Source organism: Arthrobacter sp. NPDC080073 (assembly GCF_040686575.1).
Classification (GTDB): Bacteria; Actinomycetota; Actinomycetes; order Actinomycetales; family Micrococcaceae; genus Arthrobacter.
This window is the reverse complement of record NZ_JBFBKR010000003.1, coordinates 315,033-341,398: the sequence shown is the minus strand read 5'-3', so window position 1 is coordinate 341,398 and position 26,366 is coordinate 315,033. Positions and strand designations below refer to the sequence as shown.

Below are 26,366 nucleotides of genomic sequence, written 5' to 3'. Positions count from 1 at the left end.
GAGGACTAGTCTTCCATTCCGCCCAGCGCGGCCCTGACGGTCGAGTCAAGGGCGCGGCGCAGGGTTTTGACCCGGATGTCACTCGACACGGACGTGTAGAGGGCCGTGGTCGAGGCATGTTCATGCCCGGCCTGGTGCTGGACGAACAAGGCGTCCATGCCGGACTCGATCAGGTGGGTGATGTAGGAACGGCGCAGCGAGTGGATGTCCAGCCCGGGGGAGAGGCACAGGTCCTCGCAATACCGGTTGAAGCGGCGGTTTAACGCGGCTTCGGAAACCAGCGTGCCGCGCTCGGAAGGGAACAGGTCCGGCCCGTCCGTCATATGGGGGTGCCCGCGTTCGAGCCAGTCGGCCACGATCTCCGTCGACCAGTCGAATACCGTCAGGACGCTCCGGCGCTTCGGGGGAGACCCCTTCATGGCCTTTCCGTACCGGACCTGAAGCACGCCGTATTTGCCGAACTCACGGGCGTGCGGATTCCTGCCGAAGTCCACCGTCTGCAGGTGGCGGACCTCATTGCGGCGCAGACCCCAGCAATAGGCCACTTTGAACAGGACCGCGTCACGGTAAGCCGGCAGCCAACCCTTGCGGCCCAGCGAGGCGATCCGGTCGACCTCATCATCGGCCCGGTCAAAGAAATCCTGGAGCTCCCGCTGCGTGAACGGACGGCGCTTGGGGGAGGACTCGCCGGCTTGGGCGTGGACGGCTGTGTTCCAGTCAAAGCAGACCTGGACTGGATGGGTCCCGAAATGCTGTTCGCAGACACTGTCCCAGCCGTACTCCGGGGAAGCCAAGTACGCGCAGAACGCCCTCAGTGCGGCCTGATAGGAGCGGATCGTCGATTGGGCTGCGTGCTTCACACTGCGAAGATCCCCGAAGAATTCGTCGACATGGGCCGGCGTCCAGTGCCAGGGATACTCGTTCGTCGACTCCTGGAAGCGCGTCACGAGCCGTTCCCTCGACTCGATGGTGCCGAAGGCCAGGTTCCTGCTCAGCTGCTGGTTACGCCAGCCCGTGAGCATCTGCGTGAACACCTGGTCCTCGGGATGCAGGAACCGCACAGGGCCGAAATCAAGCACACGACCCGCCGCATCAACTGCCACGACAAACCCTTTCTGACATTGCATTGGATGAATGAATCATGCAATGAATGCAGACTCGGCGCAAATCCGCAGGTCAATGGCCCGTCTAGGACAATGCCCTCAGGTCGCGCCGGGTAAAAGGCAACACCCTAGGCGCCCTGAGATCCGCAGCAGAACACGGTATCACCGCAGGTCGGGGAGCATTTCCGGCATCCAGGCGATCCGCGCAGGAAGAGGTGGGCGAAAGAAGGGTGATCATGCATCAGATGCAATAATCACGGGTTTACTTTACATAATGTAGATTATCGGCGTTCAAAGTACGGGAGTAGAAGTAGCTTCGGGGCTTGCGGCGCCGAGGGTGATTTCTCGATCGCTTCGCTCGGATACCGAGTTGTCATGTGTCACGATGATGACGGCTTTGCCAGCCTCAGCCAAAGTTCTGGTGAGGCCAAGGACATGGTCTCGGTTTACGGCGTCGAGGGATCCTGTCGGTTCGTCGGCGAGAATCATCTGACAGGGTTTGAGGATTAGTCTGGCAATGGCGAGACGCTGCTGTTCTCCGCCTGAGAGTTCGTAGACCTTGCGATTCGGGTCAAGGTCCAGGCCTACCCGCTCCATCGCGCTCGCCCGGGACTCGCTTTTTTCCTTGGCCGTACCCGGGGTGTAAGTCTGTGCGATCTTGAGGTTTTCGGTCACGGTCTCGTTGTCGATGAGGGCATAGTTCTGAAAGAGATATCCAAGGCGCAGCCTCAGGAGCATGCGTGCATTGCGGCTACCTGGGCGCGGGGCCCGGCGGCCAAATAACTTGATCTCACCCTTGTCAGGGTGGTCAAGCAGGCCAAGCAGGTTAAGGACGGTTGTCTTCCCGCTCCCGCTCGGACCTGTAAGGGCGACGATTTCGCCCCCGTGCACCTTCAGACTCAGGTCCGAGATGACTTCATGGCCGCGAAAGCCTTTGTGTACGTTCAGGAGTTCGCAAACGACGTCAGACATTAGAGCTCCCCTTTCAGGATGTTGGGAGTACGCCGCCGTTCCGTGAGCCACAGGACGCCGACAGCGGCCAGGCCCTGGACAGCGCTGATGGCCAAGGCCGCGGTGAGCGTGGAAAGCGGCCCGGTATCGTCATAGGAGAACGGCCGGAAACCGGCCAATACCAGCCCGGAACCGAGCCCGCCCTGGACAGCCCACACAATTGCTCCAAGCTTGATGAATTCGCGGTAGCGCCGTACCGTCGACAGTCCGAACAGGCCACGGACAATGATCTTGCGCGCGAAACGCTCAAACGCGATCGTCAGTGTCTGCGCGGTGATGATCACGAGCAGAACCACCAGCGCGGCGAGCACAATCGTGGTGTTGCGGAGGCTCTCCTGGAGGTGGCCGATCCTGGCGAGCTGATATTCGTTCATGGTCACAAGGTGACGGAGGTTGTCGCCCAAGCTCAATCGTTTTAGCAGTGGCTGGAGGGCGGTGATTGTGGCCTGGGAGCTCCCTTCTTCGAGTCGGACCTTTAGTCCAGCGCTGGCGTCGCCCGTGACGGCGTTGAGCCGGTCCACGCCCAGGCTGTTGGCTCGGGTCATGACTTCAACGATGGGGTCCTCCACCAAGCCGCCGGAAGATGCGGCGACGTCGGGGTTGAAGGTGAAAATCTGCTGGCGGTTCTCCGTCCAGATGATCCGCACGCGGAGATCCCGCCGTGTGGAGCTGACGTCGCGGTGAAAGATCGCCTTCTCTGCGGAGGGTGCGCTGTCGCGTTCGGCCTGGAAGTAGGCAGCGATGTCTTGTTGCTGGGAACGGAACCGCTCCGGCACGAGCAAGATCCACGATGATTCACTCTCATCGACCGTGACCGGCCGGCCATCTGTGTCACGGATCGGGTACGCGTGGAGGTAGGCAGGGTTTACCTGTATCGATCGGTATTGGCCGGCCGGTCGACTTTGCTGGACACCTGTCTCTGAGAAAGCCCCGGCGTAGACATACAAGGCACCGCGGGCACTGAGTGCGTCATAGAGGTCTGTGGCTTGAACGACGGATGAGCCGGGCTGCCCCGTCTGCAGGTCCACTGCGTCGTTCCCATTGCTCATCGGAGCGAAAACGCCGTATCCGGTGGTCGAGGTCCAGTGGCGCAGGTTGTCGCGTTCGTGGTTGATCACATCCACGTTTGACCACGCGCCCGCAGCGACCACCACGAGCGCAGCCGAAATTGCAACGGACAGAACGATTCCTGAGCCAAACAAAGCTCCGGTGTCACGTCGGTTCTTCAACGCGTCCGAAATTCGCATCGTTGCCACGTACGGTATGGTCAGCAGGCTGGCAGCGGCGATCAAGACCAAGGCAGCTGCCTGGTCGAGAACCACAACAGCTACGAACCTTGCGTCCGCTCCCGGAAGAAGTGCCGAGAGGGAAACACAAGCGACGCCGGAAGCAGCACCGACAATCATTACCGGGCGCCCCGTGATCGTCCACCATGCCCTGGTCGCACCATAGCCAAACAAGCGCAACGCGCCGGCTCTCTTTGCCTCATACAGCTGCAGATAGACAGCAAGCACAGCGGTGAGGAGAAGGCCGGCGGCAACCGCGAGTTGCAAGTAGAGCGGCGGGACATTTGTGGGGACAACCAACTGCTGATTCGGTGCGCGCAAATCCGACGCCACGAAGGTCCGCCCGGCAACGTGAGCGGTGAGTGACGCAGCCGCTGCATCAACAAAGCCTGCGCACCCTGCCGGCCCGCACTCGGAGTAGTAGGTTCCCGGCGCAGGCAGTGTGTCGAACGCTGCCCGTAATGGACGGAAAGAGAAACGCTCCCCCTCCCCCAGGACACGCAGAACACCGACCGTGTTCGGGCTGGTGTCTGTCGAGGCGACCGAAGCGTCGCCTTCCTGCGACTCTTGGACTGTGAGGAATCTCCCTGATGAGAGATTTGCAGCGTCAAAGACGCGAGTATCGGACCGGGTCAAGAGCACGTAATGAGTCACGAACGCACGGTCGTTTTCATCCACCCCGACCACAGTCCTGAAAACGTTGCTGCGGGTGGCTTCTGCTGCACTTCGCAGCGCAGACAGCACTGCATCAGGATCCGTTGCATCGCTCGGGACTGAAAACGCCTGTCCGGCATCAGCTGCCGACCGCGCCACAGCCGTGCGTTGTCCGTTGATTCCGTTGACGAAGCTCGCTCCAAACGTTGCAGCGCACACTGCGATCACCAGTCCCAGCAGTATGTGTTTCATCGGCTTACCACCCCTTCAGCTTGTCGACATTTCCGCTTGCCGCGCACAAACAAGCGGGCCGGCGGGCCCAAACGGGACCCGCCGACCGACAGCCGCTCTGACGGCACGCGCAAATTGGGATGGCTGCTGCTCAGTAGGTATTCCAGTATTGGGCGGCGTTCTCGCCTACGCCGCACTGGGTATTCGCTTTAGCCCAGTTATTGGCGGTTGCGTAGACCTTGACGGTGTTCGGGCCGCCGATAGCCGTAGCTGAGTGGTAGGCGGCCGGATGAACGTAGTGAGACCAGACGTTCTTGAACCATGGTGGTTGGAACGCGGTCCCATAACTCCAGGTGCCGCCACCGACGTTAGTGATCGTTCCCGCCAACGCAGGAGCCGCGGCCCCGACCGTCAACAAACCGACCAAGACTCCCCCGGCGAGCAGACGCTTAACTTTCATGACAATCCCCATTCTTCTAGCGGCCAAAGTTGGCCCTTGCGGAGAGACGATTCGCCTCTACCGATGGATGGGCCCCAAAGTAGAAAGGACCACCCCCGCTTGCCCTTCAGCCGCTCGAAGGAACGATCAAATGAGCTGCTACTAGAACTAGTGGCCCGTCGCCTCGATTTATGGCGCAGAAGCTCCGAGAAATCAATGCCATTTTTCAACTCCGCCTGGACGCTTCAACTGTCAAATTCTGGACAGTTGACGGCGCTGAAGACGTCCCGCTCAAGCCCGAAAGCTTGAACGAAGCCCTTCTCTGACGAACTGCGATTTGTCCGGCTCTCTACTAACAGGACCACCCGAAGCGTGGTCATCGCGCGTATGGACGCGGTTGAAGAGAGGGGAACATAAGTGAGTCAAAGTGGATTCAATCGGGACACCTGCAAACCGTCGGTACAGGCAAAGGGCTGGCAGGCGTTCGCCAAGACAAGGCCTCTGGCAGCGACAGCCGCCCTGGTCCTTTCTGCTGTCGGGACCGGCAGTGTCTTGGCCGCGCCTGCTGCACAAGCCGCAACTGACCTGCCGGGCATGCACCAATCGGGCATCACCGTCCAGGCTCCGCCGCCTCGGGCGTTTGGAGACTGGTCGATGTGGCTGGGATCGCTGAACCTGAACGGTGCCGACGGGGGCCCCACGGCATTCTGCTTCGATGTCGGGATTCCGGCCGGCCCAGCCGGATCCGGAGCGGTGGGTTCCCTGGGCAACCCACAGCTTAACTACGCGATCCAGAAGTACCAGGGTGACCCTGCCAACCATGCCGCTTTGGCGTACCTCGCGCACGAGCTCGCGGATCCGAGGTTCAACGTGCCGTGGAACGGCATTGGCGCTCCCTACCCTAACCTTCGGGATTCATCTGACCCGCAAATGCCCGGTGTCCGTGCCCGGGCCGCGGCGATGCTCGCCGATGCCCAGGCCAATTCCGGTCCGTATTCCACGCAACCTAAACTCTCGATGGACGCTAACGGTCGCGGCGGCACGATCACCTCGACAGAGCTGGTATCCGCGGCCGGGAACAGGCTGAGCGGCTTCTCGGCCCGCGCCGTCCTGAACGGCCCCGCCGTGTGGGCAGGAACGAACTCCCAGGCAGTCAACCTCCATACCGGAGATCAGCTCGGCTTCGCGGCTACCGGAAACGGAACCGTGTCCGTAACGCTGACGATCGACGCCCCCGGGGTGTCGGCCACAACCTATTCGGTGAAGGGGTTCCAGAACCTTCTCGTTGCCGGCGGCGCTCAACCCGTCGCGGGAACGTCAGCCGACGCCAAGGTGATCTTCGATTTCCAACCTGAAGCAACGTCGACAGCCAGCCGGTTTGTGGAAGGCGGCCAGCCTCTGGTGGACGTCCTGCACGTGAAGACGTCCACGGGAAAGGCCAATGACTGGGCGTTCGTGAATGGCAGCAACGTTCCGGCCCGATTCAACATCGACTGGTACTACAGCCCGGTCAAACTCGCCCCGACTGCCAAGATTCCGGCAGCTGTCGTGAAGGTTGCTTCCGGAACGGGCACGGCAACGGGACCGGGCGACGTCACGGTGACCGCGGACAAAAAGGCGGACAAAGCAGGCTACTACTACCCGGTGGCCCGCTTCTCAAAGGGCGCCCAGCCCGCCGAGCTGCAGCAATACTTCCGTGCCGACTGGACGGCAGGGTTCAACGATCCGAATGAGGAGACGATCCAGAAGTACCAACCCGAGGTGGTAACCAAGGCATCGGCCATTGAAAACGGCAAGGTCTACGACGTCATCACCCTGACCGGCAACGAGCCCAGCAAAGAACTCTCCGTGACAACGGATCTGGTTCTGACCTCCGCCGCCCCGATTGCCGGCGGCACCGACACGGCGCCCGCTGATGCCGAGGTCATCAGTACCACCACCACGAAGGTCACCGGCAACGGCGAGTTCAAGACCGCGCCCGTCGAAGTTCCGTGGGAGAAGATCGTCGCCGAGAAGTGGGCAAAGGGCCTGAAAGCCAACCTGTACTTCTCCGAAAAGATCGACGGCACCGAGTCCACCAAGCCGTGGGACGGCAAGGAACTGCTGCCCGACGAAACCGTTCTAGTCGAGAAGCCTTCGATTGTCACCAAGGCCTCCGAGAGCGGGGGCGTGCCTCTCGTCGCTCACGACATCGGAATTGTCTCCGGCACCGTCCCTTCCGGCGCCGGCATCAAGGTCACCACGAAAGTGAGCCAGTACAAGTTTGACGACTCAACGGACGGCTCCGCCCAGGCCGTCTGCACCAACCCGGCGTGGACCTCCACGGAACAAGACGTCACCGCAGCCGGTGAAATCACCTACCCGAGCCACACCATCGCCCACAAAGGCACCTACGGGTACGTCGAGGAACTTACGCTGACCATCGACAAGGGCCACGGCAAGGAACCATTCACCGCGCAGTTGCACAAGGGCAACTGCGGCGAAAAGAACGAGACCGTGATCGCCTTCCCCGAAGCAGCCACCGTTACCCCGGGCAAGCCGGCCCTGATGGTCAACACCGGATTCGCTCCCACAACCGGCACGGCAGAGGAAGCCGGGCCGAGCATACCCCTGCTCATCACAGGCGCCATCAGTTTCGCATTGGCTCTCCTCGCCGGTGCAGGGCTGTTCTACCGCAAACGTTTCGCCGACCAAGGAGTTGACGCGGGCAAAGTCCACGCGGAGGAACACGCCGACTAGAACGCCGACCGCGCACCACCAAATAGATGCGGGGCACCCGGATCCAGCCATCCCGGCAGACCGGGCCGGGTGCCCCGCCCCACACCAAGGAACGTCCGATGACCGGAACCCGCAACTATCCCGGCGACCAGCAGTACCGCATTGCAGCGACTATCGTCGTCATTTGTGGCCTGGCCGGGGCCGGCGCTGGCGCCTTGGCCTTCACATCATGGCCCGCTCCCCCAACGGCCCAGCTGGCACCAGTCCTGGCTCCGTTTGTGGCCGCAGGACCGGACATATACACAGGGCCAACCGAGGTCCCCAGCCTTCCGCCTGACACGCTCTCCATCCCCGGCGTGGACCTCAAAGTAGGTCTCGTGGACGAAGGTCGTGACGAGTCCGGCTACCTGGTGATCCCGGAATCCTCCAAGGCCGCCCGCTACACAGGGTCCGCGGCTGTCTGTGCCGCGAAGGGATCGACCCTGCTGGCCGGGCACGTGAACTCCCCGGATGGCTCGCTGGCGCCCATGGCTTCCCTCGTCCAAGTGACCAAGGGCATGCCGCTCTATGTATCCGACAAGTCCGGGGTCACCTGCCGGTACAAGATCACCAGCCTGGAATCGCTGGCCAAGACGTCCCTGCCCCCGGATTACTTTGCCACTGAGGGCCCACCCTTACTGCGGGTAGTCACCTGTGATCTTGACAGCCCTTTCGTCCCGATTGCCGGGCACGCCCAGTTCGCCAACAACACCGTGGCCACGGCAATCCCCTGGCCATGACTCACTTCACCGGTCCAGAGCGGGTTGCGTGCCTCACGCAGGGATATCCAGCCGGGAATGAACTATGGGTGGCGAGTAGGTTCTGGTTCGGGTCTTCTTGGGCCTTGCCTTGCTCCAGACCAGCGATGCCAACGCCTCCTGGACCCCGGGAAGTGCAAGAGCATTGGCTGGAGAGATTCCGTGGAGGCGGCCCCAAAGGTATCCGCGTTCGCTGCATACGAAGTCCACAAGTGCCGTCTTATGGCCCTTGGGCACGCAGCTCAACGCCCTGTTCGTTTCCAGCCGGGACATCGCGGCCCGCGGCTCTGGGCCGAATCCGGCCTCCTCGATGTGCCGGGCTGCTCGATGCTCGATCACCTGCAGACCCTGCTCTGCGAGGTCGCGATCCCAGCCGGCCCTGATCAACAACGTCCTCAGTTCCTCCCACAGGGGCGACGAACCGGCGGGCAGTGGCACCATGGCGAGAGGAATCTGAGGCCACTCGCATTCGTAGCCGTACAGCGATACCAGCGGCGCCCCCTCCCCCAGGCCGTGGTTCTCCTTGACCTCCGCCCAAACGCCGTCCCGCACATCACGCTCCGAGAGCCAATGGCGTTGGGTGATAGTCAAGGTTCGGAGCCCGTTCCGGACAACCGCAAGCAGCCATGCGCAGGCCGGGACGTCAGCAGGGATCCCGCTGTCGCAAAGAACTTCCGTGGCGTAGAACAGTGCATCTTCGGGGTCAATCGAGGGGAACTCGTGCTGAAAACGGGACAATAGCGCCGGCAGAAATGAACCGAACAACTCCCGGGTCGCTGAACCGTTTTGGCCTTCCCTCCGCCATCTTGCTACCAGGTCCACCAAAAAGGCGTCGCGTTCGGTTGACATCGAAAGCTTCCCTCGAGTTTCTGGACTCACGCCGCGACACCCCACTGCCTCGCAACGTCGCTCATCAGTTCCGTGGCGGCATGGAACTGGGCGGCCAGCCGGCGCCGTCGTGCGGGATCGGCCTCGGGCAGTCGCCGGACGACAAGCTCTGAGGTCCCCAGATTCCGGATGGAATCCATCAGCTCCCGAAGCTGGAGCTCCGCCAGCACGGCGGCGTCGGAAGGACCGTGATCCACGCCCAAAGCGCCGACATCCGCGAGGAACCCCTCCACATCGAAGATTCCCTCATTGGAATCAGAGTTGGAATCAGAGTCGGAATCAGGGTGAACCAGTTCACCTGCAATCACATTCATTGGTACTACGGGTGCGCTGCGGCGCAATTTGCCGTCCAGTGACAATCTCACGGACGGCAGCGTTCCGCCCTCTGCAACGCCCTTCGCGAGCAACGTTTTCACGGTCTCATGGGACACACCCAGGACCGGTGCGATGGCACGCAGCGACAAGTTTCCGGCCGCCAACTCCATCGCGACACTCACCCGGGCATTGCCTCCGAGGCCCGGGAGGACCAACCGCTCAGCCTCCACCAACTCCGCCCACGTATTCAGGCCAAAGGCCTTCCACGCCCTCGCCGCATACAGCTCCAAAGCGAGCTTCACGACTTGGCCGAGCAAGCGGTCAACCAGACCAATTTGGCGGTCAAGCTCAGCCAAACGCAGGCGCAACCGGTTCACCTTGACGCGCGCACCCCCGACGTCCAGCTCCCGCTGCATACCTGCGCACCTCCCCAAAAGTACTAAGGGCCACCCTGTTTGCCGTCCCGCCGATCGGTGAAACGGTCAAATGAGCTGCTATTAGAACTAGTGGTTCGTTTCTTCAATTTGTGTCGCAGAAGCCATTGGGCCCTGAACGCGGTTGAGTCCGCGGCTCCCGCGGGAAAGCAGCGGAGTCGCTCAAAAACGTCCGCATTTCCACGCTCTGCCATTGTCAACGGCATCTTCGTCGCCAACAATGAAGCATGCCGGTCTACGTGAGGTCTCTGGAAACTGCCGTACCGCCCACAGTGCTTGTGCAACCACAGGCGCGCGACGTTTTTGCATCCCAACCCGGCCTGACACGGCTTGGATCCCGGCTGGTGCGAACCTGCTTTGATTCAGCTGCCATCGATACCCGCTTCACTGCCGTCGCCGAGTTGTCCCTTGATAATCACTCCGAGAATCCGTCGTTCTTTGATCCTGCCACGGGCCGTGTGCTTAGCCCCAGCACAAAGGTCCGCAACGAAATCTTCGCGCTCGAAGCCACCAAATTGTTCATTGAGGCCGCCAAAGCCGCGGTCGGGAAATGTCCCGACATTGATTTGCTTGACATAACTCATGTCATCACGGTCTCCTGCACCGGATTCTTCAATCCCGGCCCTGACTACAAAGTAGTCCGGGCCCTCGGACTCAGCCCGGCCGTGCAGCGCTATCACCTTGGCTTCATGGGTTGCTACGCTGCGTTCCCCGCCCTCCGTGCAGCCCGGCAGTTCTGCCAGGCTGATCCCGATGCCGTCGTCCTGGTTATCTGCGTGGAGCTTTGTTCGCTCCACGTCCGGACCTCAAATGACCCGGACACCATCATGGGATCGGCGATCTTCGCGGACGGTGCGGCGGCCGCCGTCGTGACTTCCCGTGAACCCGAGGGCCCGGACCCGGCGATCAGGCTTGATCACTTCGAGACGGTCCTGACGCCCGTCGGCGAAGAAGCCATGGCCTGGAATATCGGCGATGAAGGCTTCGAGATGGTCCTTGGCACGTATGTGCCGCACATCATCGAGGAACACATCACCGGCGCGCTTGAGCCGCTGCTGGCCCGGGACCCGTCCTTGGCGGGGCTCCCCTACCGGGACATCACGCATTGGGCCATCCATCCCGGCGGCCGCAGCATTCTCGACAAAGTCGAGTCGAAACTTGAACTCACCGAAGAACAGATGATTCCCGCGCGCGAAGTCCTTCGCGAGTACGGCAACATGAGCAGCGCCACCGTACTCTTCGTCCTGAAACACATTCTGGGTCAAACTCCGGCCGAGCGGGAGGAACGCATCTGCTCCATGGCATTCGGCCCGGGCCTCACGGTGGAGACGGGGCTGTTCACCCGGGTCTCCCCGGCTCTGTGATGCCGGGCCTGTGATGCCTGCCCTTCCCCGCCCGGGCAGCTTTCTCGACGCGCGGGATGAAGCCGCAGTGGAAGACATGGACCGCCCCGACTGCGAGCTTGACCGGCTCAACAGGAGTTACGCGCGGTTTCCGATCGTCAACGCTGTGGTGTCCGGCTGGCGGGATACCTACAAATCATGGATCAAGCCATTGCTCACGACGGCGGCCTCCACGACGGTCCTTGACATCGGCTGCGGTGGTGGAGACGTCGCCCGTAGCCTCGCGCGCCGGGCCGCCGCCGACGGTTACCGACTGGAAGTCACCGGAATCGACCCGGATGAGCGCGCCTTCCGTTTCGCGAACTCTGCCCCTCCCGTGGAAGGCGTCAGCTACAGAAAAGCCCTCAGCTCAGAGCTCGTGGCAGAAGGGCGCACGTTCGACGTCGTCGTTTCCAACCATGTCCTGCACCACTTGACCGCCCCGGAATTCGCCCTGTTCCTTCGCGATTCCGAACAGCTTTGCAGCCGGCTCGCCCTGCACAACGACCTCAGCCGCAGCCGCGTCGCGTACGCACTTTTCTGGGCGGGATCATGGCCCCTCGGCATTGGATCCTATATCCACGGTGACGGCCTCACCTCGATCAGGAGGAGCTACACGGCAGCAGAACTGCGCGCAGCGGCTCCTCTCGCCTGGACGGTTGAACCAAGCGGCTTGTGGCACAACCTGCTGGTCTACCGGCGCGGCGGGGTCCCCGATGTTTGACGTCGTGGTGGTCGGAGCCGGGCCGGTCGGACTGTTCATGGCAGCCTTGCTGATGCAGAAGGGGCACCGCGTCGCAGTACTGGAAAGACGCGCGACATCGGGTAGCCAGACCCGCGCCATAGGCATCCATCCGCCCGCCCTGGCAGCTTTGGACGCAGTCGGTGCCGCCCATCCCCTGGTCTCCTCAGGGGTCCGGATCACCCACGGAGCCGCGTACAGCGGCGGCAGGAAAGTAGCCGACATGGACTTCGCCCGCCCCTCGGCTGAGTACCCTTTCATCCTTTCCGTTCCGCAATATCTCACCACCCACGCCCTTGAATCGCGGGTGACCGACCTCGATCCAGGCGCCCTTCACCGCGGTGTGCAGGTCGAGGAAGTCGTCGACGACGGCGGGCGCCTGCGTCTGCGGGGACAGCACCAGGGGGCTCCAGCGGAGTTTCTGGGCCGCTTCGTGGTGGCGGCCGACGGTGTCCATTCGGCAGTGCGCGAAGGACTGGGACTGGAGCCACGCCTGCGCACGTATCCCGACTACTACGTGATGGGCGATTTCCGGGATGAATCGATGTACGGCAACAACGCTGTTCTTTTCCTTGAGCCGGGAGGAATAGTGGAGTCCTTTCCCTTGCCGGGCGGGATCCGCCGCTGGGTAGTCCGGCTTGGCGCCCCGTGCCAGGAACCCACTCCCCATGCGCTCGCCGCCCTCATCAAGAAGCGGAGCGGCAGCGCGGTGGACTCCGCAAGCAATACGATGATCAGCACCTTCGGCGTCACCTCACGGCTGGTCTCCCGGATGGTCCACGGACGGGTCGCCCTCCTTGGAGACGCGGCCCACGAGATCAGCCCGATCGGTGGTCAAGGAATGAACCTGGGCTGGTTGGACGCCGTTGCCTTGGCGCCGATCGTCAGCGAAGCATTGCGGACATCCGCGGGACGCCCTGCCGGCAAGGAACTCGCGGGCTTCGAGCGGGACCGTCAGCGTGCGGCGAAGAAAGCCATCCGGCAGGCCAGTCTGAACATGGCGCTGGGCCGACCCTTGCCCCCGAAGGTCCTCAGCGCACGGAACGCCCTGATCGGCCGGGCCATTACCTTGCCGATGTTCTCAGAGCTTGTCGCCCGGCGATTCACGATGCACTGACACTAAGCTCAATCCATGGACTTTGAGACCCGACCCCTGCCTGCCGGCCTGGACACGACGTTTACTGCCTCGCAAATCCGCAGCGCAGTTCAGGACATACTTGGTCTCGACGGCCTCCCGCCTATCGTGCAGGTCGGTCATCCTGTGCTGCGCCAGCACGCCGCGCCCTACGACGGACAGCTCGAGGACACCGAACTGGCGCAGCTGATCGAGCGGATGCGGGACGTCATGCATGCCGCTCCCGGCGTGGGCCTGGCAGCACCGCAGCTCGGAATCCCGCTGCAGCTGGCCGTGCTCGAAGACCGTTTCGATGTTGATCCCGTCGCCTCGGAAATCCGCCAAAGGACGCCGCTGGGCTTCTTCGCGATGCTTAATCCCCGCTACGAACCCGAGGGAACCTCAACGGCGTCGTTCTACGAAGGCTGCCTGTCGATGCGCGGATTCCAGGCCGTGGTCACACGGCACCGCGATGTTCGCCTGCACTACCAGCGTCCTGACGGCAGTGCGGCCTCGGCCGGATTTTCCGGATGGCAGGCCCGGATAGTCCAGCACGAGACCGACCACCTGCACGGCGGACTCTATTTGGACCGCGCCGAGCTGCGATCACTGGCAAACGATGAAGAGTACTCCGCCCATTGGGCGTACCCCGGGATAGATGAGGCACGCCGCGGGCTGGGTTTCCTCAACCCTTAGCTGCACCGGCCTCGCGCGGCGGGTTTGCCGCGGAAGGCAGGTGCTTTGCCCACCACGCGAGGATGTGCTCGAAACGCTGTCGCCTGTGGTGCGGCGTGCCCGAGCGCGATAGTTCGTGGTCTTCACCGGGGAAGAGGAGCAACGCCGCCTCCACGCCCTGCGCCTTGAGCGCGGCAAAGTAGCGCTGTCCCTGTTCAACCGGGCATCGGAGATCGTTTTCGCTGTGGATCACCAGGGTAGGCGTCCGGACTGCGGACACTACGGCCATGGGGCTTTGGGCCGCCATCTGCTCCAGCGAGCCTCCCGTGTATTGGCCGCCGAAAAACCATCCGATATCCGAGGAACCGGCGAAGCTCACCGGGTCAAGGAATCCGCGCTCCACGATCGCAGCCTTGAAGCGGTGATCGTGGCCAATGACCCAGGCAGTCAGATATCCGCCGTAGGACCCGCCCATGATGCCGATCGATTCCCTGTCCATCGCCGGGAAGGCTTCCAGGGCCCCCTCCAGGAAGGTAAGTACATCCGCCATATCCACGGTGCCCATCTTTTCCTTGATGGCACGGCCGTGCGCCTGGCCGTATCCGGCCGATCCCCGCGGGTTGCACATCAGCACGGCGTATCCCGCCTCGGCGTACACCTGGACCTCGTCGAAGAAGGCCGCCGTGTACTGGGCGAAAGGGCCGCCGTGGATCGTGAGAAGAACGGGGTGGGGGCCGGGTCCCTCGGGCAATACGGCCCAGCCGTGGACCGGGTAGCCATCAGCGCCGGTGGCAGTGAACTCATGCGGTTCCAGAATGGTTGCTTCGTCCCGGAGCGCCTTGGTGAAATCAGTGAGCACACGGAGTTCACCCTTCTCCAGAACGCCGAGCTCGCCAACGCTGGAAGCGTCACCGTAAGTGACCGACACCAGGTCCCCTGCCGCGGAAGCGCCGATCACTACCCGAGGCCCCTTTACGAGGATCTCGCTCCCGCCGTCGGCCGTCCATTGGATCAGCTGGACGCTCCCACGGCTCGTGTTGAGCGCGAGCACCCCATCCAGTCCAAAAGCTTCGAGGCGGCCGCCAATGTCCTGGCTTTCGACGTCGCTCAGCATGGTTCCCTTGCCGCCCCCGACCGGCATCGCGTAAAGCGCGGTGTTCCGCCCGACGAAGTCGAGGCCGTCCTCGCCAAGGTCCTGCGCGGTAAAGAAGAGCCACTCACCGTTCGCGGATTCGCGGACTTCCTGGACGGACTGCGGGGCAGCGTCCGGACGCAGTGCCGTGACTTCACCGCCCGCGGCGGGGACACTATGGATACCCGAGGCGATATCGGCGTCGTGCCCTTCGTGGAGCGAAGCGACAAAGTAGACGCTCCGGCCGTCGCGGCTGAAGGACGGCGAGGTGTGGTCGGCTTCGCCGAACGTCAACTGCACTGCCGGCGGCACCAGGCCTGGCACATCGGCCCCGCGGGCTTTGGCGGCCCGCCCCACAGGAACCACGGGAGGTTCCGTTCCGCGCTCGGGGACGTCGACGACGAACAGTTGGGCGGGCTTGTCCGCGGTGTAGCCCAGTCCGTTGAGCCTGTATTGGTTGTCGGTGATCAACCGGGGGTCTTCGCTGTCTGCGCCGACTCCGTCAATTGTTCCGTAACGGCCTTCTTCGGGGACCCGTGAGGAGAACACAATCCTGCGCGAATCGGGCGCCCAGGAAAACTCGGAAACTCCCAATTTCTGTTCCGTCATCGCCTGCGGTTCCCCGCCCTCGGCCTCCACCACGTGCAGTTGCGGCTTGCCGTCCGGGCCCGCCCGGAGGAACGCCAACGCCCTGCCGTCGGGCGAGAATGCGGGTGCGGTGTCCCGGAAGCCACGGGTGATACGCCGGGGCGGTGTCGCGGGGTCGAAAGGAACACTCCAGAGCTGTCCGACGTACGCATCGGCGTCGAAATCGGGCCGCGTCACGGACACGACGGTGCGGGTGCCATCGGGATGGGCTGCGGGAGCGGAGACGGAATTCAGGAGCGGAAGATGTTCGGCTTTCACGCTGGTGAGCCTAGCGGCCGCCACGATATGACGATATGTGCCACTCCGGCCGCCGTAGGATTGTCCATATGCTTTCCGACGCCGTCTCCGCCTTGCGCTGCCCGGTCTGCCAGGGTCCTTTCGGGCTGAGCGGGTCAGCGCCGTTTTCGTTGAGTTGCGTCGCCGGCCACAGTTTCGACGCCGCCAAACAGGGCTACTTCAACCTGCTCACCGGCAAGGGCACGGTCTTCGAGGCCGACACGGCAGAGATGGTCGCAGCCCGCAACGATTTCCTGGGCGCGGGCCATTACGGTCCCCTCGCTGAGGCCATCGCGGAACTGGCGGCACCGATCCTGCCGGCGCCGGGATCCCTTGTCCTGGATTCGGGGACCGGCACCGGCCACTACCTCCGCACGGTGCTGGACCGCACTCCCGCAGCAGCCATCGGCATCGACATCTCGAAGTTCGCCCTCCGCCGGGCAGCTCGCTTGAATCCCGGCGCCATCAATCTCGTGTGGGATATCTGGCGTCCCCTGCCGCTCGCCGACCATGCCGTGGATGCCATCATCGTGGTCTTTGCGCCGCGGAATCCCCCGGAATTTGCCCGCGTGCTGCGTGCGGGCGGACGGGTGATCGTAGTGACTCCGCGCAACGGACACCTTGGAGAGATTGCGGAACGGGCTGGAATGTTGGGCATTGAACCGGGCAAAGACGTCCGTCTCGCCGAGTCCATGCAGGAGTTCTTCAGTCTTGCGGACAGTATTCACCTCGACGTGGATCTCAAGCTCGACGGGCGCGACATCGCCGATGTCGCCTTCATGGGACCGGCAGGGCACCACCTTGAGCGCTCCGCTCTCCTGGCCTCGACGGCGGCGGAAACGTCCGTCCATGCCACCGCGAAGTTCACCCTCAGCGTTTTCACGGCGGCGGAGCAAGGCTCCTAACGGGAACCTTCGCGCCGGGCTAGGATGGAAAAACAGCGACTGTGATCTTGCCGACGCTGCAGTCCGGATCAGCCCGGCTGCCGTCGCGGGTCCGGAAACAGGGGGAACGATGTTTGAATGGCTTGGCAGCAACTGGTGGGCCCTTTGGCTCACCGTGTTTCTCGCGTTTGCCGTGGTGGAGATGCTCACGCTCAGCTTCTTCTTCATCATGCTCGGGGCCGGTGCGCTGGCTGCCCTCGCTGCTGACTTCGCCGGAGCCGATCTCTGGTTGCAGATCGTCGTCTTTTGCATCGTGTCCCTGCTGATGATCGCTTTCGTCCGTCCTATCGCACTCAAGCACCTGCACAAGGGGCCTGCCGAGCAACGTACCAACGTGGACCGCCTGATCGGCCAATCAGCGCTCGTCATGGAGCCCGTCACTGCGACGGCGGGACTGGTCAAGATCGGTGGCGATGTGTGGAGCGCCCGAAGCACGGCTGGAATCATCGACGCAGGCCAGACCGTGCAGGTCACCAGGATTGACGGCGCGACGGCGGTAGTCGCCTCGACAGCTGAGAACAGCCCGCGCTGAGCGGCGTGCCGCCACGGCGCAAGCCGCCGGGTTCGACGACGGGCCTTCGACGCCGGCGATCGGCACGTTGCCGCACACAACCGCATCAAATACTTAACTGGGGAATGAAGGAGATGTATGGACAGCTTGGGAGGAACTGCAGCCGCGATCGTGCTGCTAGTTCTCGTCATATTCGTGATTATCGTTTTGGTCCGCTCGATCAGGATCATCCCGCAAGCGCGCGCCGGCGTCGTAGAACGCCTCGGTAAGTACCAGCGCACGCTCAACCCCGGGCTCACCATCCTGATCCCCTTCGTCGACCGCCTGCTGCCGCTGTTGGATCTCCGCGAACAAGTGGTTTCCTTCCCGCCGCAGCCGGTGATCACCGAGGACAACCTGGTTGTCTCGATTGACACCGTGGTCTACTTCCAGGTCACCGATCCCCGGGCCGCGACCTACGAGATCGCAAACTACATCCAGGCTGTTGAACAGCTGACCACCACGACGCTCCGCAACGTCGTCGGCGGCTTGAACCTTGAAGAAGCGCTCACCTCGCGCGACCAGATCAACGGCCAGCTCCGAGGGGTCCTGGACGAAGCCACCGGACGCTGGGGAATCCGAGTTTCGCGGGTCGAACTCAAGGCAATCGACCCTCCGCACTCCATCCAGGACTCAATGGAGAAGCAGATGCGGGCCGAGCGTGACCGGCGTGCTGCGATTCTGACCGCCGAAGGCACCAAGCAATCGCAAATCCTCACAGCCGAAGGCCAGCGACAGGCAGCAATCCTGGCCGCAGAGGGTGACGCCAAGGCAGCCATCCTCCGCGCCGATGGCGAAGCCCAGGCCATTCAGAAGGTCTTCGACGCCATCCACAAAGGCAACCCGGACCAAAAGCTGCTGGCCTACCAGTACCTTCAGACCCTGCCGAAGATTGCGGAGGGATCATCGAACAAACTGTGGATCATCCCCAGCGAGGTCGGTGAGGCCCTCAAGGGCATCGGCGGCGCACTGGGTGGTGCCAACGGTGGATCCGGCGTCGCAGACTTGTTCAGCGATTCCGCAGAGCCGCAAGAACCGTCGGCGTAACTGCGGACAGTTTGCACGGGGGACCGGCCAGAGACTCTGGCCGGTCCCCTTCGCTTTGTCCTGTCCGCTTCGATGCGCGTATAATGGTGTATTTGTCCGGGCGGTTCAATCCGAACGGAACATTAACGCTTGGTCAGGCGTTTCATCTAGTGATGCAACGTGTGCAGACAGTAGTCCGGGCGACGCATTTGTGGCGTCCGGCTAGCGCGGAGCTTGGTTCCGCGAACAGACAGAGGGAGTAATCATGAGCGATCGCAGCCTGCGGGGCATGCGTCTTGGCGCCCAGAGCATGGAAACCGAATCCGGTGTGGAGCCGGCGCCGCGTCAGAGGGTTGAATACCGCTGCGCGGACGGAGAGCAGGTCTTCGTTACCTTCTCCTCCGAAGCCGAGATCCCTCCTGTCTGGGTTTCCAAGACCGGCAAGGAAGCGCTCCTGGTTGATGGCGAACGCCCCGTTGACACCAACGAGAAGGCCGTCCGCACGCACTGGGATATGCTGCTGGAACGCCGCAGCCTTCCCGAGCTCGAGCAGATCCTCGAAGACCGCCTGAACATCCTGCGCGAGCGTCGCGGAGAACGCCGCTCGGCATAACGGCAGAGTTGACGGCAAAGGCCGGGTCCTGGCTCCTCTTCGCAGAGGACCGCGGACCCGGCCTTTGTCTGTTCGGCCTACTTCGAAACCGGAGTCTTCTTCCCGGTCAACGTGGCCCAACGGGCCGCCAGGCCCCACTTGGTGACGTTGATCATGGCCTCAACAACAATGTTGCCGCTCATCTTGGACGCCCCGAGCTCGCGCTCAACGAACGTGATGGGGCGTTCGACGATCTTCAGGCCAAGCTTGGCGACCCGCCAGGCAAGGTCAACCTGGAAGCCGTAGCCGACCGAATCGACGTCGTCGAGCTTGAGTGCTTCAAGGGTGCTGCGGCGGAAGGCACGAAAGCCTCCCGTGATGTCCTTGATCTTCAAGCCAAGCATGAGCCGGGCATAAGTGCTGCCCGTGCGTGAAATCGCCTGACGGTAGAGCGGCCAGTTCACAGTGCCGCCGCCCGGGACCCAGCGCGAGCCCATGGCGAGGTCGGCGCCGTCGTTGATGGCCTCCAACAGGAGCGGGAGCTGCTCGGGCTGGTGCGAACCATCGGCATCCATCTCAACGAGGACGTCGTAGCCGGCCGCCATGCCCCATTTGAATCCGGCAATGTATGCGGCTCCGAGTCCTTCCTTGCCCTTGCGGTGCAGGACATGGACCTGGCTGTCCTCGGCGGCGATGCTGTCGGCCAGCTGTCCCGTGCCGTCAGGGCTGTTGTCGTCGACAACCAGGACGTCTGATGCGGGCACAGCCGCACGCAGCCGTCCGAGGGTCTTGGGTAGCGATTCCAGCTCGTTGTACGTGGGGATGATCGTCAGGACACGCAAGAAGAGGCCTTTCCTTGATGGAGCGGTCAGTGGGCCGGAGCAGCAGCGTGGCTGGCATTCAGGCGCAACTCTCCATTATAGGACGACAACTTGACGTACCTGCGGCCACCTGTGGCGTCCGCCACACGGGTCGTGCTTGGCCGCGGGCAGGTCCACTAGCCCAGGTCCAGTGCCGGCCCGTGTGTTGAACTCGCGGCCGAACCGTTTTCTGCGGCACAGTGGACCTGCCCACTACGAGTGCCACGGTTTTGGAAAACGGGTCCGTTGACGGTTTTTGGCAGCAGACCCCACCGCGGCCAGACAACCAGGTGTTCCCTGTGGAAGCCTGTTGACCCTAAATGCTACGGAGTTCACAAATCCTGTCAAGCACCGTCTGAGCTGGGGCTTTATCTATACACGCAGGTCAGGGGCCCGCCGGACCGCCACGCTGCCTGCAACTATGACCGCAAAGTTTCACTCGCGAAGATCTCCTGGCCTTCGCGCACGGTCTGCAGGCAAGCGGGATCGCTACCGCTGTCCAGCGCGGGGAGGAGCGGCGTTCGTGCACGCGGATCGGTGGACCACGACTGGACGCGGTCATCGGCCACCTGCACCATCAGCTCTTCGACTTCCCACACTGCGAAACTCGCAGGGGCCCCGGGGACCAATTGCCCCATGAGCGGATTCCGCTCTTTGCCGGCCCGCCAGCCGGCCCGGGTGTGTCCGAGGAAGGCTGCCCGCGCCGAGATGCGTTGATCCGGATTGCTGTGCTCCAAACATGCCCTGACACTGGACCAGGGGCGCAACGGGGTGACCGGGCTATCGCTTCCAAAGCAGACAGGCACGCCGGTGGAGTAGTAGGAAGCGATTGGGTTCATGGCCAGGCTTCGCGCCCCCAGGCGCTGCTCGTACAGTTTTCCCGCCCCGCCCCACCTGGCATCGAAGGCGGGCTGTGCGCTCACTGTAATCGAATACTTCGCAAGCCGGGCGAGATCGCCGGCATCCGCCATTTCCACATGCTCCAGGCGGTGCGCAGCGGCACGGACGCGCTGCTCCCCTACTTCCGACGCGGCAAGGTCCAAGGCATCCAGCACCGTCTTCAGTCCGGCGTCGCCGATGACGTGGAAACCTGCCTGGATACCAAGCGCTGAACAGGCCGCAATGTGGCCGGCGGCTTCGTCCACGGAGACATAGAGGCTTCCGTGGTGGCCCGGCGCGTCTGCGTAGTCTTCGCTGAGCGCAGCCGTTCGCGAACCGATGGAACCGTCGATGTTCAAATCACCGGCCAAGCCAAGAACGGGTACGCCCAAGCCTTCCAGGATGGCAGCGGCATGCTCGGCCGATGTGGCGAGTTCGCCCCAATAGGGAAGGATCCGGGGGACGCCCGCGCTGCCCTCTTTCCACGATGCGGAGTTCCACGACGAAGACATCCGAAGGTCCTCGACACTGCAAATGTGCGGGGCCGCCATTTCGGCCAATGCGACGTAGCCGTTGGCCGCGGCCTCTCGAAGGGCGAGTTCCTGGTAGCGGCGGCGTTCGGTGTCGGGGAACTGCCGGGCGACCAGCCGGGCCGCGGTGTGGGCAGCCCGCAGGACGTGGGCGGAACCGTCGTACCCATCAAGGCCGTCCAGGCCCGCGTCGGATGCCAAGCAGGATGAGGCGAGGCCAGAGTGCGCGTCGACCCGCGCCAGGTACACCTTGCGCCCGCCCGCGGCCCGGTCGAGCTCCTCCGGCGTGGGGAGCGTCTTGTCCTGCCAAAGCGAGTCATCCCAACCGTGGCCAAGCACGGCGCCGGTGGTGCCAAGAGTCCCGGCGGCCTGCGCGACGGCGTCGAGCAGTTCCCGTGCCGTACGGACCCCGGCGAGCTGGAGGGAATCGGAAGCAATTCCGGTCTCCGTGACGTGCATGTGGGAGTCCACGAAACCGGGCGCCAGCAAGGCTCCCCGGAGATCGATGATTTCCATCGAAGAATCGGCAATCGACGTGGCTGCCTGCTCCGAACCAACCCACGCAACCGTGTCTCCGTCAACCAGCATTGCCGTCGCGAAGGGATCAGCGGCTGTGTAGACGGAGCCGTTCCGGTACATTGTGACCTTGCGGGGCCGGGTATCGGCGGGCACGCCTGGATGAGTCATGGATATGCTCCTTGCTGGGAATCTGTGGTGTGTCAGGAGACGTTGGAGTACGCGACGACGCCGCGGCGGACCAGATCGATCGCATCGCGGCACGTCTTGGTTTGGCGCCGATCAAGCCCTGGAATCTTTGCCATCTGGTCCAGCAAGTCGATGACCTGCTTCGCCCAACGCACAAAGTCGCCTGCAGCGAGGTCGGTGCCGCTGAGGACCTCTTGCAAATGGCGGCCCTTCGCCCATTTGAAGATGGGCCAGACGAGTCCCAGCTCCGGCTCGGCAGTCAACGGGAGCCTGTTCTTGTCCTCGATGTCCTCCAGCGCAGACCACTCACGCACCACGATGTCCACGGACGTTTCAAGCGATACGGACGGCATTTTGGGTCGCAGGCCGCGATCGTCCCGCTTGGCTTGGTAGACCATCGTGCTGGCCAGCGCGGCCAGCTCCGCGGCATCGAGGTCCTTGATGGCCCCCTGGCGGATGGATTGGGAGATCAACAGGTCTTTTTCGCCGTAGATACGGCGCAGGCGCTGCCCGTCCGCGCTGATGGTGACATGGCCGGCGTCGGACGTCTGGAGGTAACCGTAGGCAGCGAGGACATCGCACACGCGGTCGAATGTCTTCGCGATGGTATTAGTACGGCCCTGGATCTGCCGGACGAGCCCGTCAGTCTCATGGCGCAATTTCCACCAGCGCTCGGCCCAGCGGGCGTGGTCCTCGCGTTCGCTGCAGCCGTGGCAGGGATGGGCGCGCAATGCGCGGCGAAGGTCTGCGATCTTCTTTTCCTGGTCCGGCAGGTAGCGGGCACGGCCAAAGTCCTCGCTTCGGTTCGTGCCGCGGGCCGGCGGACGTCCCTCGCGCACAGCGTTCCGCATGGCGGAGGCCAGGTCACGACGGGATTTGGGCAGCTTCGCGTTGAACGATTTCGGAATCCGGATCCAGGACACGGGAGCGACCGGACCTTCGACTTCGTGGGCACCGATCCTGTGCAGCTGGTTGTCTTCCGTGAGGACCGCGGGGCGCGGTTCCCGCGAGTTGGGATCGGCATTGAGCACGACGGCGTAACCCGGCGTGCGTCCGCCCGGAACCTTGACGATGTCGCCGGGCATGAGCCTGGCCAGCGAGTCCACGGTCAATGATTTGCGGGCCCGCGAAGTGCTCCTCGAGGCAAATTGCTCGGCCTCGCTGAGGTCCCGCCGGAGTTTTGCGTACTCGGTGAAGTCGCCCAGGTGGCACTTCATGGATTCCGCATAGCCGGCCAGCGACTCTTCGCGGCTTCGAACCTGCCGGGCCAGCCCCACTACGGAACGGTCCGCCTGGAACTGGGCGAATGAGGATTCGAGGATTTGCCGTGCCCTGGGCCGCCCGAACTGAGCAATCAGGTTGATGCTCATGTTGTAGGTAGGGCGGAAGCTCGAGTTGAGCGGGTAGGTGCGCCGCGAAGCGAGGCCGGCGACGGCGGCAGGGTCGGTACCCGGTTGCCAAAGGACCACGGCGTGGCCTTCGACGTCGATTCCCCGCCTTCCCGCTCGGCCGGTCAATTGCGTGTACTCCCCCGCGGTGATGTTGACGTGGGCTTCACCATTGAACTTGTCGAGCTTCTCCAGGACGACGCAGCGGGCGGGCATGTTGACGCCCAAGGCGAGGGTCTCCGTGGCGAAAACAGCTTTCACCAGGCCATCGGCGAAGAGGGTCTCCACGACTTCCTTGAAGGTCGGCAGCAAACCGGCGTGGTGCGCCGCGAGCCCCCGGAGCAGGCCGTCACGCCAACTCCAAAAGCCCAGGACATCGAGGTCGTCGGCTGGAATCTCGCGGCTCGCCTCATCCACCCGGGACGCGATGATCTGTTGTTCGCGCTCCGTCGTGAGCCACAGCCCGGCGGCGGCACACTGCGCGACGGCCCCGTCGCAGCCGGCACGGGAAAAGATGAATGTAATGGCCGGTAGTAGCCCTTGGCGGTCCAGGCTCGCAATGATCTGGGGCCGGCTGGCCTTGCGCACCGGGCTGCGCTGCTCGCCGGCAGTGTTGTCACGCTGACGGTCCTGCCGGCGGCGGCTGCGTCCGCCATGGCCAAAGCGGCCACGGAAGTTCATCTGGCTTTCCGCCCGGGCCATCGACAGCAGCTCCGGGTTGACCTCGAATTCCCTCCGCAGGGGATTGCGCTCCGGCTCCCGTATTGCCTCCAGCGCGGGCCTTTCGCCGTCTGGTGCCCCTGGAGCGATCTCGTCAAAGCTCGTATCACCCGCGAAGAGATCGACGATCTCACGCCCCACCATGACGTGCTGCCACAAGGGGACGGGACGGTGTTCGGAGACAATCACGTCAGTGTGTCCGCGCACAGTGTCCAGCCACGCGCCAAACTCCTCCGCATTGGACACGGTGGCGCTGAGGGAAACCACTTGCACCTCGCTGGGCAGGTGGATGATCACCTCTTCCCAGACGGCGCCGCGGAAGCGGTCTGCCAGGTAGTGCACCTCGTCCATCACCACGTAGCCAAGGTCCCCCAGGGTGTCCGAGTCCGCGTACAGCATGTTCCTCAGGACCTCAGTGGTCATCACCACAATCGGAGCCTCGCCGTTGATGGTGGTGTCACCGGTCAGCAGTCCCACGCTTGAGGCACCGTACTTCGCCGAGAGTTCGGAGAACTTCTGGTTGCTTAGTGCTTTGATGGGCGTCGTATAAAACGCCTTGAGCCCGCGTTCGAGCGCCAGATAGATGGCGAACTCGCCGACGATTGTCTTCCCGGCGCCCGTGGGCGCCGCCACGAGCACTCCCTTGCCTTCCTGGAGCGAACGGCACGCGTCCCGCTGGAAATCGTCCAGCTCGAACTCCAGTGTCCGGGCGAAGGTACCAAGATAGGTTTTCGACTCAGCACTCCGCTGCGCTGCGGCTTGAAAGGCTTCTGAGGGCGAAAGGGCCCCTGAATTGGAGGACATGCTTCAAGCCTAGTGGCCGTGAGACTACAGATTCTCCAGATCGGAAGCAGGAGTGGCGACGTCGGCCGTGGCTTCCGTCTCGGCGGTAATCTTCGACTGCCGGCGCTCGCGCCGTTTGTCGTTCAAGATGCAGAGTCCGATCGCGGCGAAGAACAGCACCAGGAGGGGACCGGCGAGCATGAACATCGACAGCGCGTCCGCACCGGGCGCGGCCACCGCCGCAAGGACAAACACGAGGAAGACCGTGATGCGCCAGGCCTTGAGGATGGTCCTGCCGCTCAAGACGCCTGCCATGTTGATGCCCACCAACACCACCGGCACCAGGAAGGCGATGCCGAGGAAAAGAAGCATGTGCGTGGCAAACGTCAAGTACTGGGATGCGTCGATGTTGTTGGCACCGTTTTGCGGCGTGAACTGCAGGAGCGCACGCACGACATTCGGGATGACCGTCCATGCAACATACACGCCAACCAGGAACAACGGCACCGCCGCGGCCATGTACCCGAGCGTGTAGCGGCGCTCCTTCTTGGTCAGGCCCGGAGTGATGAATGCCCAGACCTGATAGATCCAGATGGGGCTCGAGAGCACCAAGCCGATCTGGATGGCAATCCGGAGCTTGAAGTCGAACGGATCCCCCACGCTCGCGAAGTTCAGGACCGCGGTCCGTTTGGTCTCCTGAGCGATCTTGATCAACGGATCCGACAGGCTGTTGACCACGGGCTCATAGAGGAACCACCCTGCCACGGCGCCTACGAGAACGCCGATGGCAGACTTGATCAGCCGATTCTTGAGCTCCTTCAGGTGGTCTAGGAGCGCCATCCGCCCTTCGGGGTTGGCTTTGCGGCCCGTCTTCGTTGCCACTACTGCTTAGCTACGGGCTGCAGGCGGAACGTCAGTGTCGTTGCCGCTCTTGTTGGCTTCGGGGTAATTGATCACTTTGCCTTCAACGGGGTCCGAGTCGTCCTTGGCCGCCGGCTTTCCGTCGTTCTTCATTTCCTTGACTTCGGATCTGATGATGCGCATCGACTGGCCGAGGCTGCGGGCCATAGCGGGGAGCTTGGGTGCCGCGAACAGCAGCAGGGCCACGATGATGATAATGACAATTGGCCAAGGGCCATCAAATAGTCGTCCCACGGGAAGTCCTTTCGTTGGAATACATCCTACGTCTAACTGAATTCGATGTCGTGCAGAGACTGGGGTTGACCCCGTTCTGCTTTGCGCTTAACGCGCTTTTGGCGACGCACTTCCCGGCGGGAGGCCTTGGCCGTCACGTAATCATGACGCATCTGTTCCGGTGAGGCAAAAACGGCCGCGCCAAACACTTTCGGCGACGCATCGCCGTCGTCGTCGGCATGTTCGCGAAGGTGCGGGTGATGACCGAGCCGCTCCCCCGCTGCGCTCAGTTCATGGACCGTGGCCATGAACTTCCGGAAAAGCCGGATGCCCAGCAGGACATAGCAGAGCAGCGACACCGCAATCAGCGCGAGCCACAAAAGGATCCAGGACCACCAAGGCATTTGAGT

The 26,366-nt window shown here is 63.1% G+C and carries 23 protein-coding genes; 10 read left to right on the top strand and 13 right to left on the bottom strand.

All coding sequences use genetic code 11. The features are described from left to right. Positions 1–5 precede the first annotated feature (5 nt). The 4 genes from AB0O52_RS05735 to AB0O52_RS05720 form a co-directional block, all read right to left on the bottom strand. On the bottom strand, positions 6–1,103 hold the full coding sequence (locus AB0O52_RS05735; RefSeq protein ID WP_364534633.1) for a site-specific integrase: 1,098 nt from the start codon (positions 1,101–1,103) through the stop codon (positions 6–8). A gap of 291 nt (positions 1,104–1,394) precedes the next feature. Continuing rightward, positions 1,395–2,075, bottom strand: coding sequence for an ABC transporter ATP-binding protein (locus tag AB0O52_RS05730; protein ID WP_364534630.1), 681 nt, complete (start codon positions 2,073–2,075; stop codon positions 1,395–1,397). After that, positions 2,075–4,306 (bottom strand): hypothetical protein, encoded by a 2,232-nt coding sequence (locus AB0O52_RS05725; RefSeq protein WP_364534627.1) that lies wholly within the window; start codon positions 4,304–4,306, stop codon positions 2,075–2,077. Before AB0O52_RS05725 ends, AB0O52_RS05730 begins: the two co-directional genes overlap by 1 nt. Positions 4,307–4,436: 130 nt before the next feature. Then, positions 4,437–4,745, bottom strand: coding sequence for a lactococcin 972 family bacteriocin (locus AB0O52_RS05720; RefSeq protein ID WP_364534624.1), 309 nt, complete (start codon positions 4,743–4,745; stop codon positions 4,437–4,439). 396 nt (positions 4,746–5,141) lie between these two features. Here AB0O52_RS05720 and AB0O52_RS05715 point away from each other — a divergent pair, with 396 nt between their 5' ends. Together AB0O52_RS05715 and AB0O52_RS05710 are read left to right on the top strand one after the other, a co-directional pair. After that, complete coding sequence (locus AB0O52_RS05715; RefSeq protein WP_364534621.1) at positions 5,142–7,463, top strand: hypothetical protein; 2,322 nt, start codon at positions 5,142–5,144, stop codon at positions 7,461–7,463. A gap of 98 nt (positions 7,464–7,561) precedes the next feature. After that, the gene (locus tag AB0O52_RS05710; protein WP_364534618.1) at positions 7,562–8,221 is read left to right on the top strand and encodes a class F sortase; all 660 of its coding nucleotides are present in this window, start codon (positions 7,562–7,564) and stop codon (positions 8,219–8,221) included. Between the two features lie 33 nt (positions 8,222–8,254). On the opposite strand, the gene AB0O52_RS05705 is transcribed toward AB0O52_RS05710, so the two are convergent. Both AB0O52_RS05705 and AB0O52_RS05700 read right to left on the bottom strand, forming a co-directional pair. Beyond that, entirely contained in the window at positions 8,255–9,088 is an 834-nt protein-coding gene (locus AB0O52_RS05705) for a hypothetical protein (protein ID WP_364534615.1), read from the bottom strand. Positions 9,089–9,114: 26 nt separating this feature from the next. After that, positions 9,115–9,858, bottom strand: a complete 744-nt coding sequence (locus AB0O52_RS05700) for a hypothetical protein (protein WP_364534612.1) — start codon at positions 9,856–9,858, stop codon at positions 9,115–9,117. 245 nt (positions 9,859–10,103) lie between these two features. Between AB0O52_RS05700 and AB0O52_RS05695 the strand changes: the two genes are divergently transcribed. The 4 genes from AB0O52_RS05695 to AB0O52_RS05680 are packed head-to-tail and all read left to right on the top strand — an operon-like array spanning position 10,104 to position 13,810. Next, complete coding sequence (locus AB0O52_RS05695; protein ID WP_364534609.1) at positions 10,104–11,240, top strand: type III polyketide synthase; 1,137 nt, start codon at positions 10,104–10,106, stop codon at positions 11,238–11,240. Positions 11,241–11,253: 13 nt separating this feature from the next. Then, positions 11,254–11,982, top strand: coding sequence for a class I SAM-dependent methyltransferase (locus AB0O52_RS05690; RefSeq protein WP_364534606.1), 729 nt, complete (start codon positions 11,254–11,256; stop codon positions 11,980–11,982). Further along, on the top strand, positions 11,975–13,117 hold the full coding sequence (locus AB0O52_RS05685) for an NAD(P)/FAD-dependent oxidoreductase (RefSeq protein WP_364534603.1): 1,143 nt from the start codon (positions 11,975–11,977) through the stop codon (positions 13,115–13,117). Before AB0O52_RS05690 ends, AB0O52_RS05685 begins: the two co-directional genes overlap by 8 nt. Positions 13,118–13,132: 15 nt before the next feature. Next, positions 13,133–13,810 carry a peptide deformylase gene (locus AB0O52_RS05680; RefSeq protein WP_364534600.1) on the top strand — a complete coding sequence of 226 codons (678 nt, stop codon included), beginning with the start codon at positions 13,133–13,135 and terminating at the stop codon, positions 13,808–13,810. Here AB0O52_RS05680 and AB0O52_RS05675 read toward each other — a convergent pair. Then, the gene (locus tag AB0O52_RS05675; protein WP_364534597.1) at positions 13,800–15,827 is read right to left on the bottom strand and encodes a S9 family peptidase; all 2,028 of its coding nucleotides are present in this window, start codon (positions 15,825–15,827) and stop codon (positions 13,800–13,802) included. The two genes, AB0O52_RS05680 and AB0O52_RS05675, sit on opposite strands and share 11 nt — an antisense overlap. A gap of 68 nt (positions 15,828–15,895) precedes the next feature. Here AB0O52_RS05675 and AB0O52_RS05670 point away from each other — a divergent pair, with 68 nt between their 5' ends. From AB0O52_RS05670 to AB0O52_RS05655, 4 genes are all read left to right on the top strand, one after another. After that, complete coding sequence (locus AB0O52_RS05670; RefSeq protein WP_364534595.1) at positions 15,896–16,750, top strand: putative RNA methyltransferase; 855 nt, start codon at positions 15,896–15,898, stop codon at positions 16,748–16,750. Between the two features lie 109 nt (positions 16,751–16,859). Beyond that, positions 16,860–17,321 carry an NfeD family protein gene (locus AB0O52_RS05665; protein ID WP_364534592.1) on the top strand — a complete coding sequence of 154 codons (462 nt, stop codon included), beginning with the start codon at positions 16,860–16,862 and terminating at the stop codon, positions 17,319–17,321. A 117-nt stretch (positions 17,322–17,438) separates the two neighbouring features. Then, positions 17,439–18,386 carry an SPFH domain-containing protein gene (locus AB0O52_RS05660; protein WP_364534589.1) on the top strand — a complete coding sequence of 316 codons (948 nt, stop codon included), beginning with the start codon at positions 17,439–17,441 and terminating at the stop codon, positions 18,384–18,386. Between the two features lie 244 nt (positions 18,387–18,630). After that, on the top strand, positions 18,631–18,978 hold the full coding sequence (locus AB0O52_RS05655) for an RNA polymerase-binding protein RbpA (RefSeq protein WP_059389983.1): 348 nt from the start codon (positions 18,631–18,633) through the stop codon (positions 18,976–18,978). 77 nt (positions 18,979–19,055) lie between these two features. On the opposite strand, the gene AB0O52_RS05650 is transcribed toward AB0O52_RS05655, so the two are convergent. The 6 genes from AB0O52_RS05650 to AB0O52_RS05625 all read right to left on the bottom strand — a co-directional run bounded on the left by AB0O52_RS05650 (position 19,056) and on the right by AB0O52_RS05625 (position 26,360). Next, positions 19,056–19,799, bottom strand: a complete 744-nt coding sequence (locus AB0O52_RS05650; RefSeq protein WP_364534585.1) for a polyprenol monophosphomannose synthase — start codon at positions 19,797–19,799, stop codon at positions 19,056–19,058. A gap of 437 nt (positions 19,800–20,236) precedes the next feature. Further along, complete coding sequence (locus tag AB0O52_RS05645) at positions 20,237–21,913, bottom strand: amidohydrolase family protein (RefSeq protein ID WP_364534582.1); 1,677 nt, start codon at positions 21,911–21,913, stop codon at positions 20,237–20,239. 32 nt (positions 21,914–21,945) lie between these two features. Further along, the gene (locus tag AB0O52_RS05640; protein WP_364534579.1) at positions 21,946–24,843 is read right to left on the bottom strand and encodes a DEAD/DEAH box helicase; all 2,898 of its coding nucleotides are present in this window, start codon (positions 24,841–24,843) and stop codon (positions 21,946–21,948) included. Between the two features lie 24 nt (positions 24,844–24,867). After that, positions 24,868–25,662: a twin-arginine translocase subunit TatC gene (tatC, locus tag AB0O52_RS05635; RefSeq protein ID WP_364534820.1), complete on the bottom strand. Its 795-nt coding sequence runs from the start codon at positions 25,660–25,662 to the stop codon at positions 24,868–24,870. Between the two features lie 48 nt (positions 25,663–25,710). Next, positions 25,711–25,977 (bottom strand): Sec-independent protein translocase subunit TatA, encoded by a 267-nt coding sequence (tatA, locus tag AB0O52_RS05630; RefSeq protein WP_364534577.1) that lies wholly within the window; start codon positions 25,975–25,977, stop codon positions 25,711–25,713. 32 nt (positions 25,978–26,009) lie between these two features. Then, a complete protein-coding gene (locus tag AB0O52_RS05625; protein WP_364534574.1) occupies positions 26,010–26,360 on the bottom strand; it encodes a hypothetical protein in 351 nt (116 codons plus the stop codon). Positions 26,361–26,366 lie beyond the last annotated feature (6 nt).

What these genes read in the sequence shown, in the direction of transcription:
- AB0O52_RS05730 (WP_364534630.1), bottom strand. Translation starts at nt 2,075, where the DNA reads ATGTCTGACGTCGTTTGCGAACTCCTGAACGTACACAAAGGCTTTCGC.
- AB0O52_RS05725 (WP_364534627.1), bottom strand. Translation starts at nt 4,306, where the DNA reads ATGAAACACATACTGCTGGGACTGGTGATCGCAGTGTGCGCTGCAACG.
- AB0O52_RS05720 (WP_364534624.1), bottom strand. Translation starts at nt 4,745, where the DNA reads ATGAAAGTTAAGCGTCTGCTCGCCGGGGGAGTCTTGGTCGGTTTGTTG.
- AB0O52_RS05710 (WP_364534618.1), top strand. Translation starts at nt 7,562, where the DNA reads ATGACCGGAACCCGCAACTATCCCGGCGACCAGCAGTACCGCATTGCA.
- AB0O52_RS05705 (WP_364534615.1), bottom strand. Translation starts at nt 9,088, where the DNA reads ATGTCAACCGAACGCGACGCCTTTTTGGTGGACCTGGTAGCAAGATGG.
- AB0O52_RS05700 (WP_364534612.1), bottom strand. Translation starts at nt 9,858, where the DNA reads ATGCAGCGGGAGCTGGACGTCGGGGGTGCGCGCGTCAAGGTGAACCGG.
- AB0O52_RS05695 (WP_364534609.1), top strand. Translation starts at nt 10,104, where the DNA reads ATGCCGGTCTACGTGAGGTCTCTGGAAACTGCCGTACCGCCCACAGTG.
- AB0O52_RS05690 (WP_364534606.1), top strand. Translation starts at nt 11,254, where the DNA reads ATGCCTGCCCTTCCCCGCCCGGGCAGCTTTCTCGACGCGCGGGATGAA.
- AB0O52_RS05685 (WP_364534603.1), top strand. Translation starts at nt 11,975, where the DNA reads ATGTTTGACGTCGTGGTGGTCGGAGCCGGGCCGGTCGGACTGTTCATG.
- AB0O52_RS05680 (WP_364534600.1), top strand. Translation starts at nt 13,133, where the DNA reads ATGGACTTTGAGACCCGACCCCTGCCTGCCGGCCTGGACACGACGTTT.
- AB0O52_RS05670 (WP_364534595.1), top strand. Translation starts at nt 15,896, where the DNA reads ATGCTTTCCGACGCCGTCTCCGCCTTGCGCTGCCCGGTCTGCCAGGGT.
- AB0O52_RS05665 (WP_364534592.1), top strand. Translation starts at nt 16,860, where the DNA reads ATGTTTGAATGGCTTGGCAGCAACTGGTGGGCCCTTTGGCTCACCGTG.
- AB0O52_RS05660 (WP_364534589.1), top strand. Translation starts at nt 17,439, where the DNA reads ATGGACAGCTTGGGAGGAACTGCAGCCGCGATCGTGCTGCTAGTTCTC.
- AB0O52_RS05655 (WP_059389983.1), top strand. Translation starts at nt 18,631, where the DNA reads ATGAGCGATCGCAGCCTGCGGGGCATGCGTCTTGGCGCCCAGAGCATG.
- AB0O52_RS05645 (WP_364534582.1), bottom strand. Translation starts at nt 21,913, where the DNA reads ATGACTCATCCAGGCGTGCCCGCCGATACCCGGCCCCGCAAGGTCACA.
- AB0O52_RS05640 (WP_364534579.1), bottom strand. Translation starts at nt 24,843, where the DNA reads ATGTCCTCCAATTCAGGGGCCCTTTCGCCCTCAGAAGCCTTTCAAGCC.
- tatC (WP_364534820.1), bottom strand. Translation starts at nt 25,662, where the DNA reads ATGGCGCTCCTAGACCACCTGAAGGAGCTCAAGAATCGGCTGATCAAG.
- AB0O52_RS05625 (WP_364534574.1), bottom strand. Translation starts at nt 26,360, where the DNA reads ATGCCTTGGTGGTCCTGGATCCTTTTGTGGCTCGCGCTGATTGCGGTG.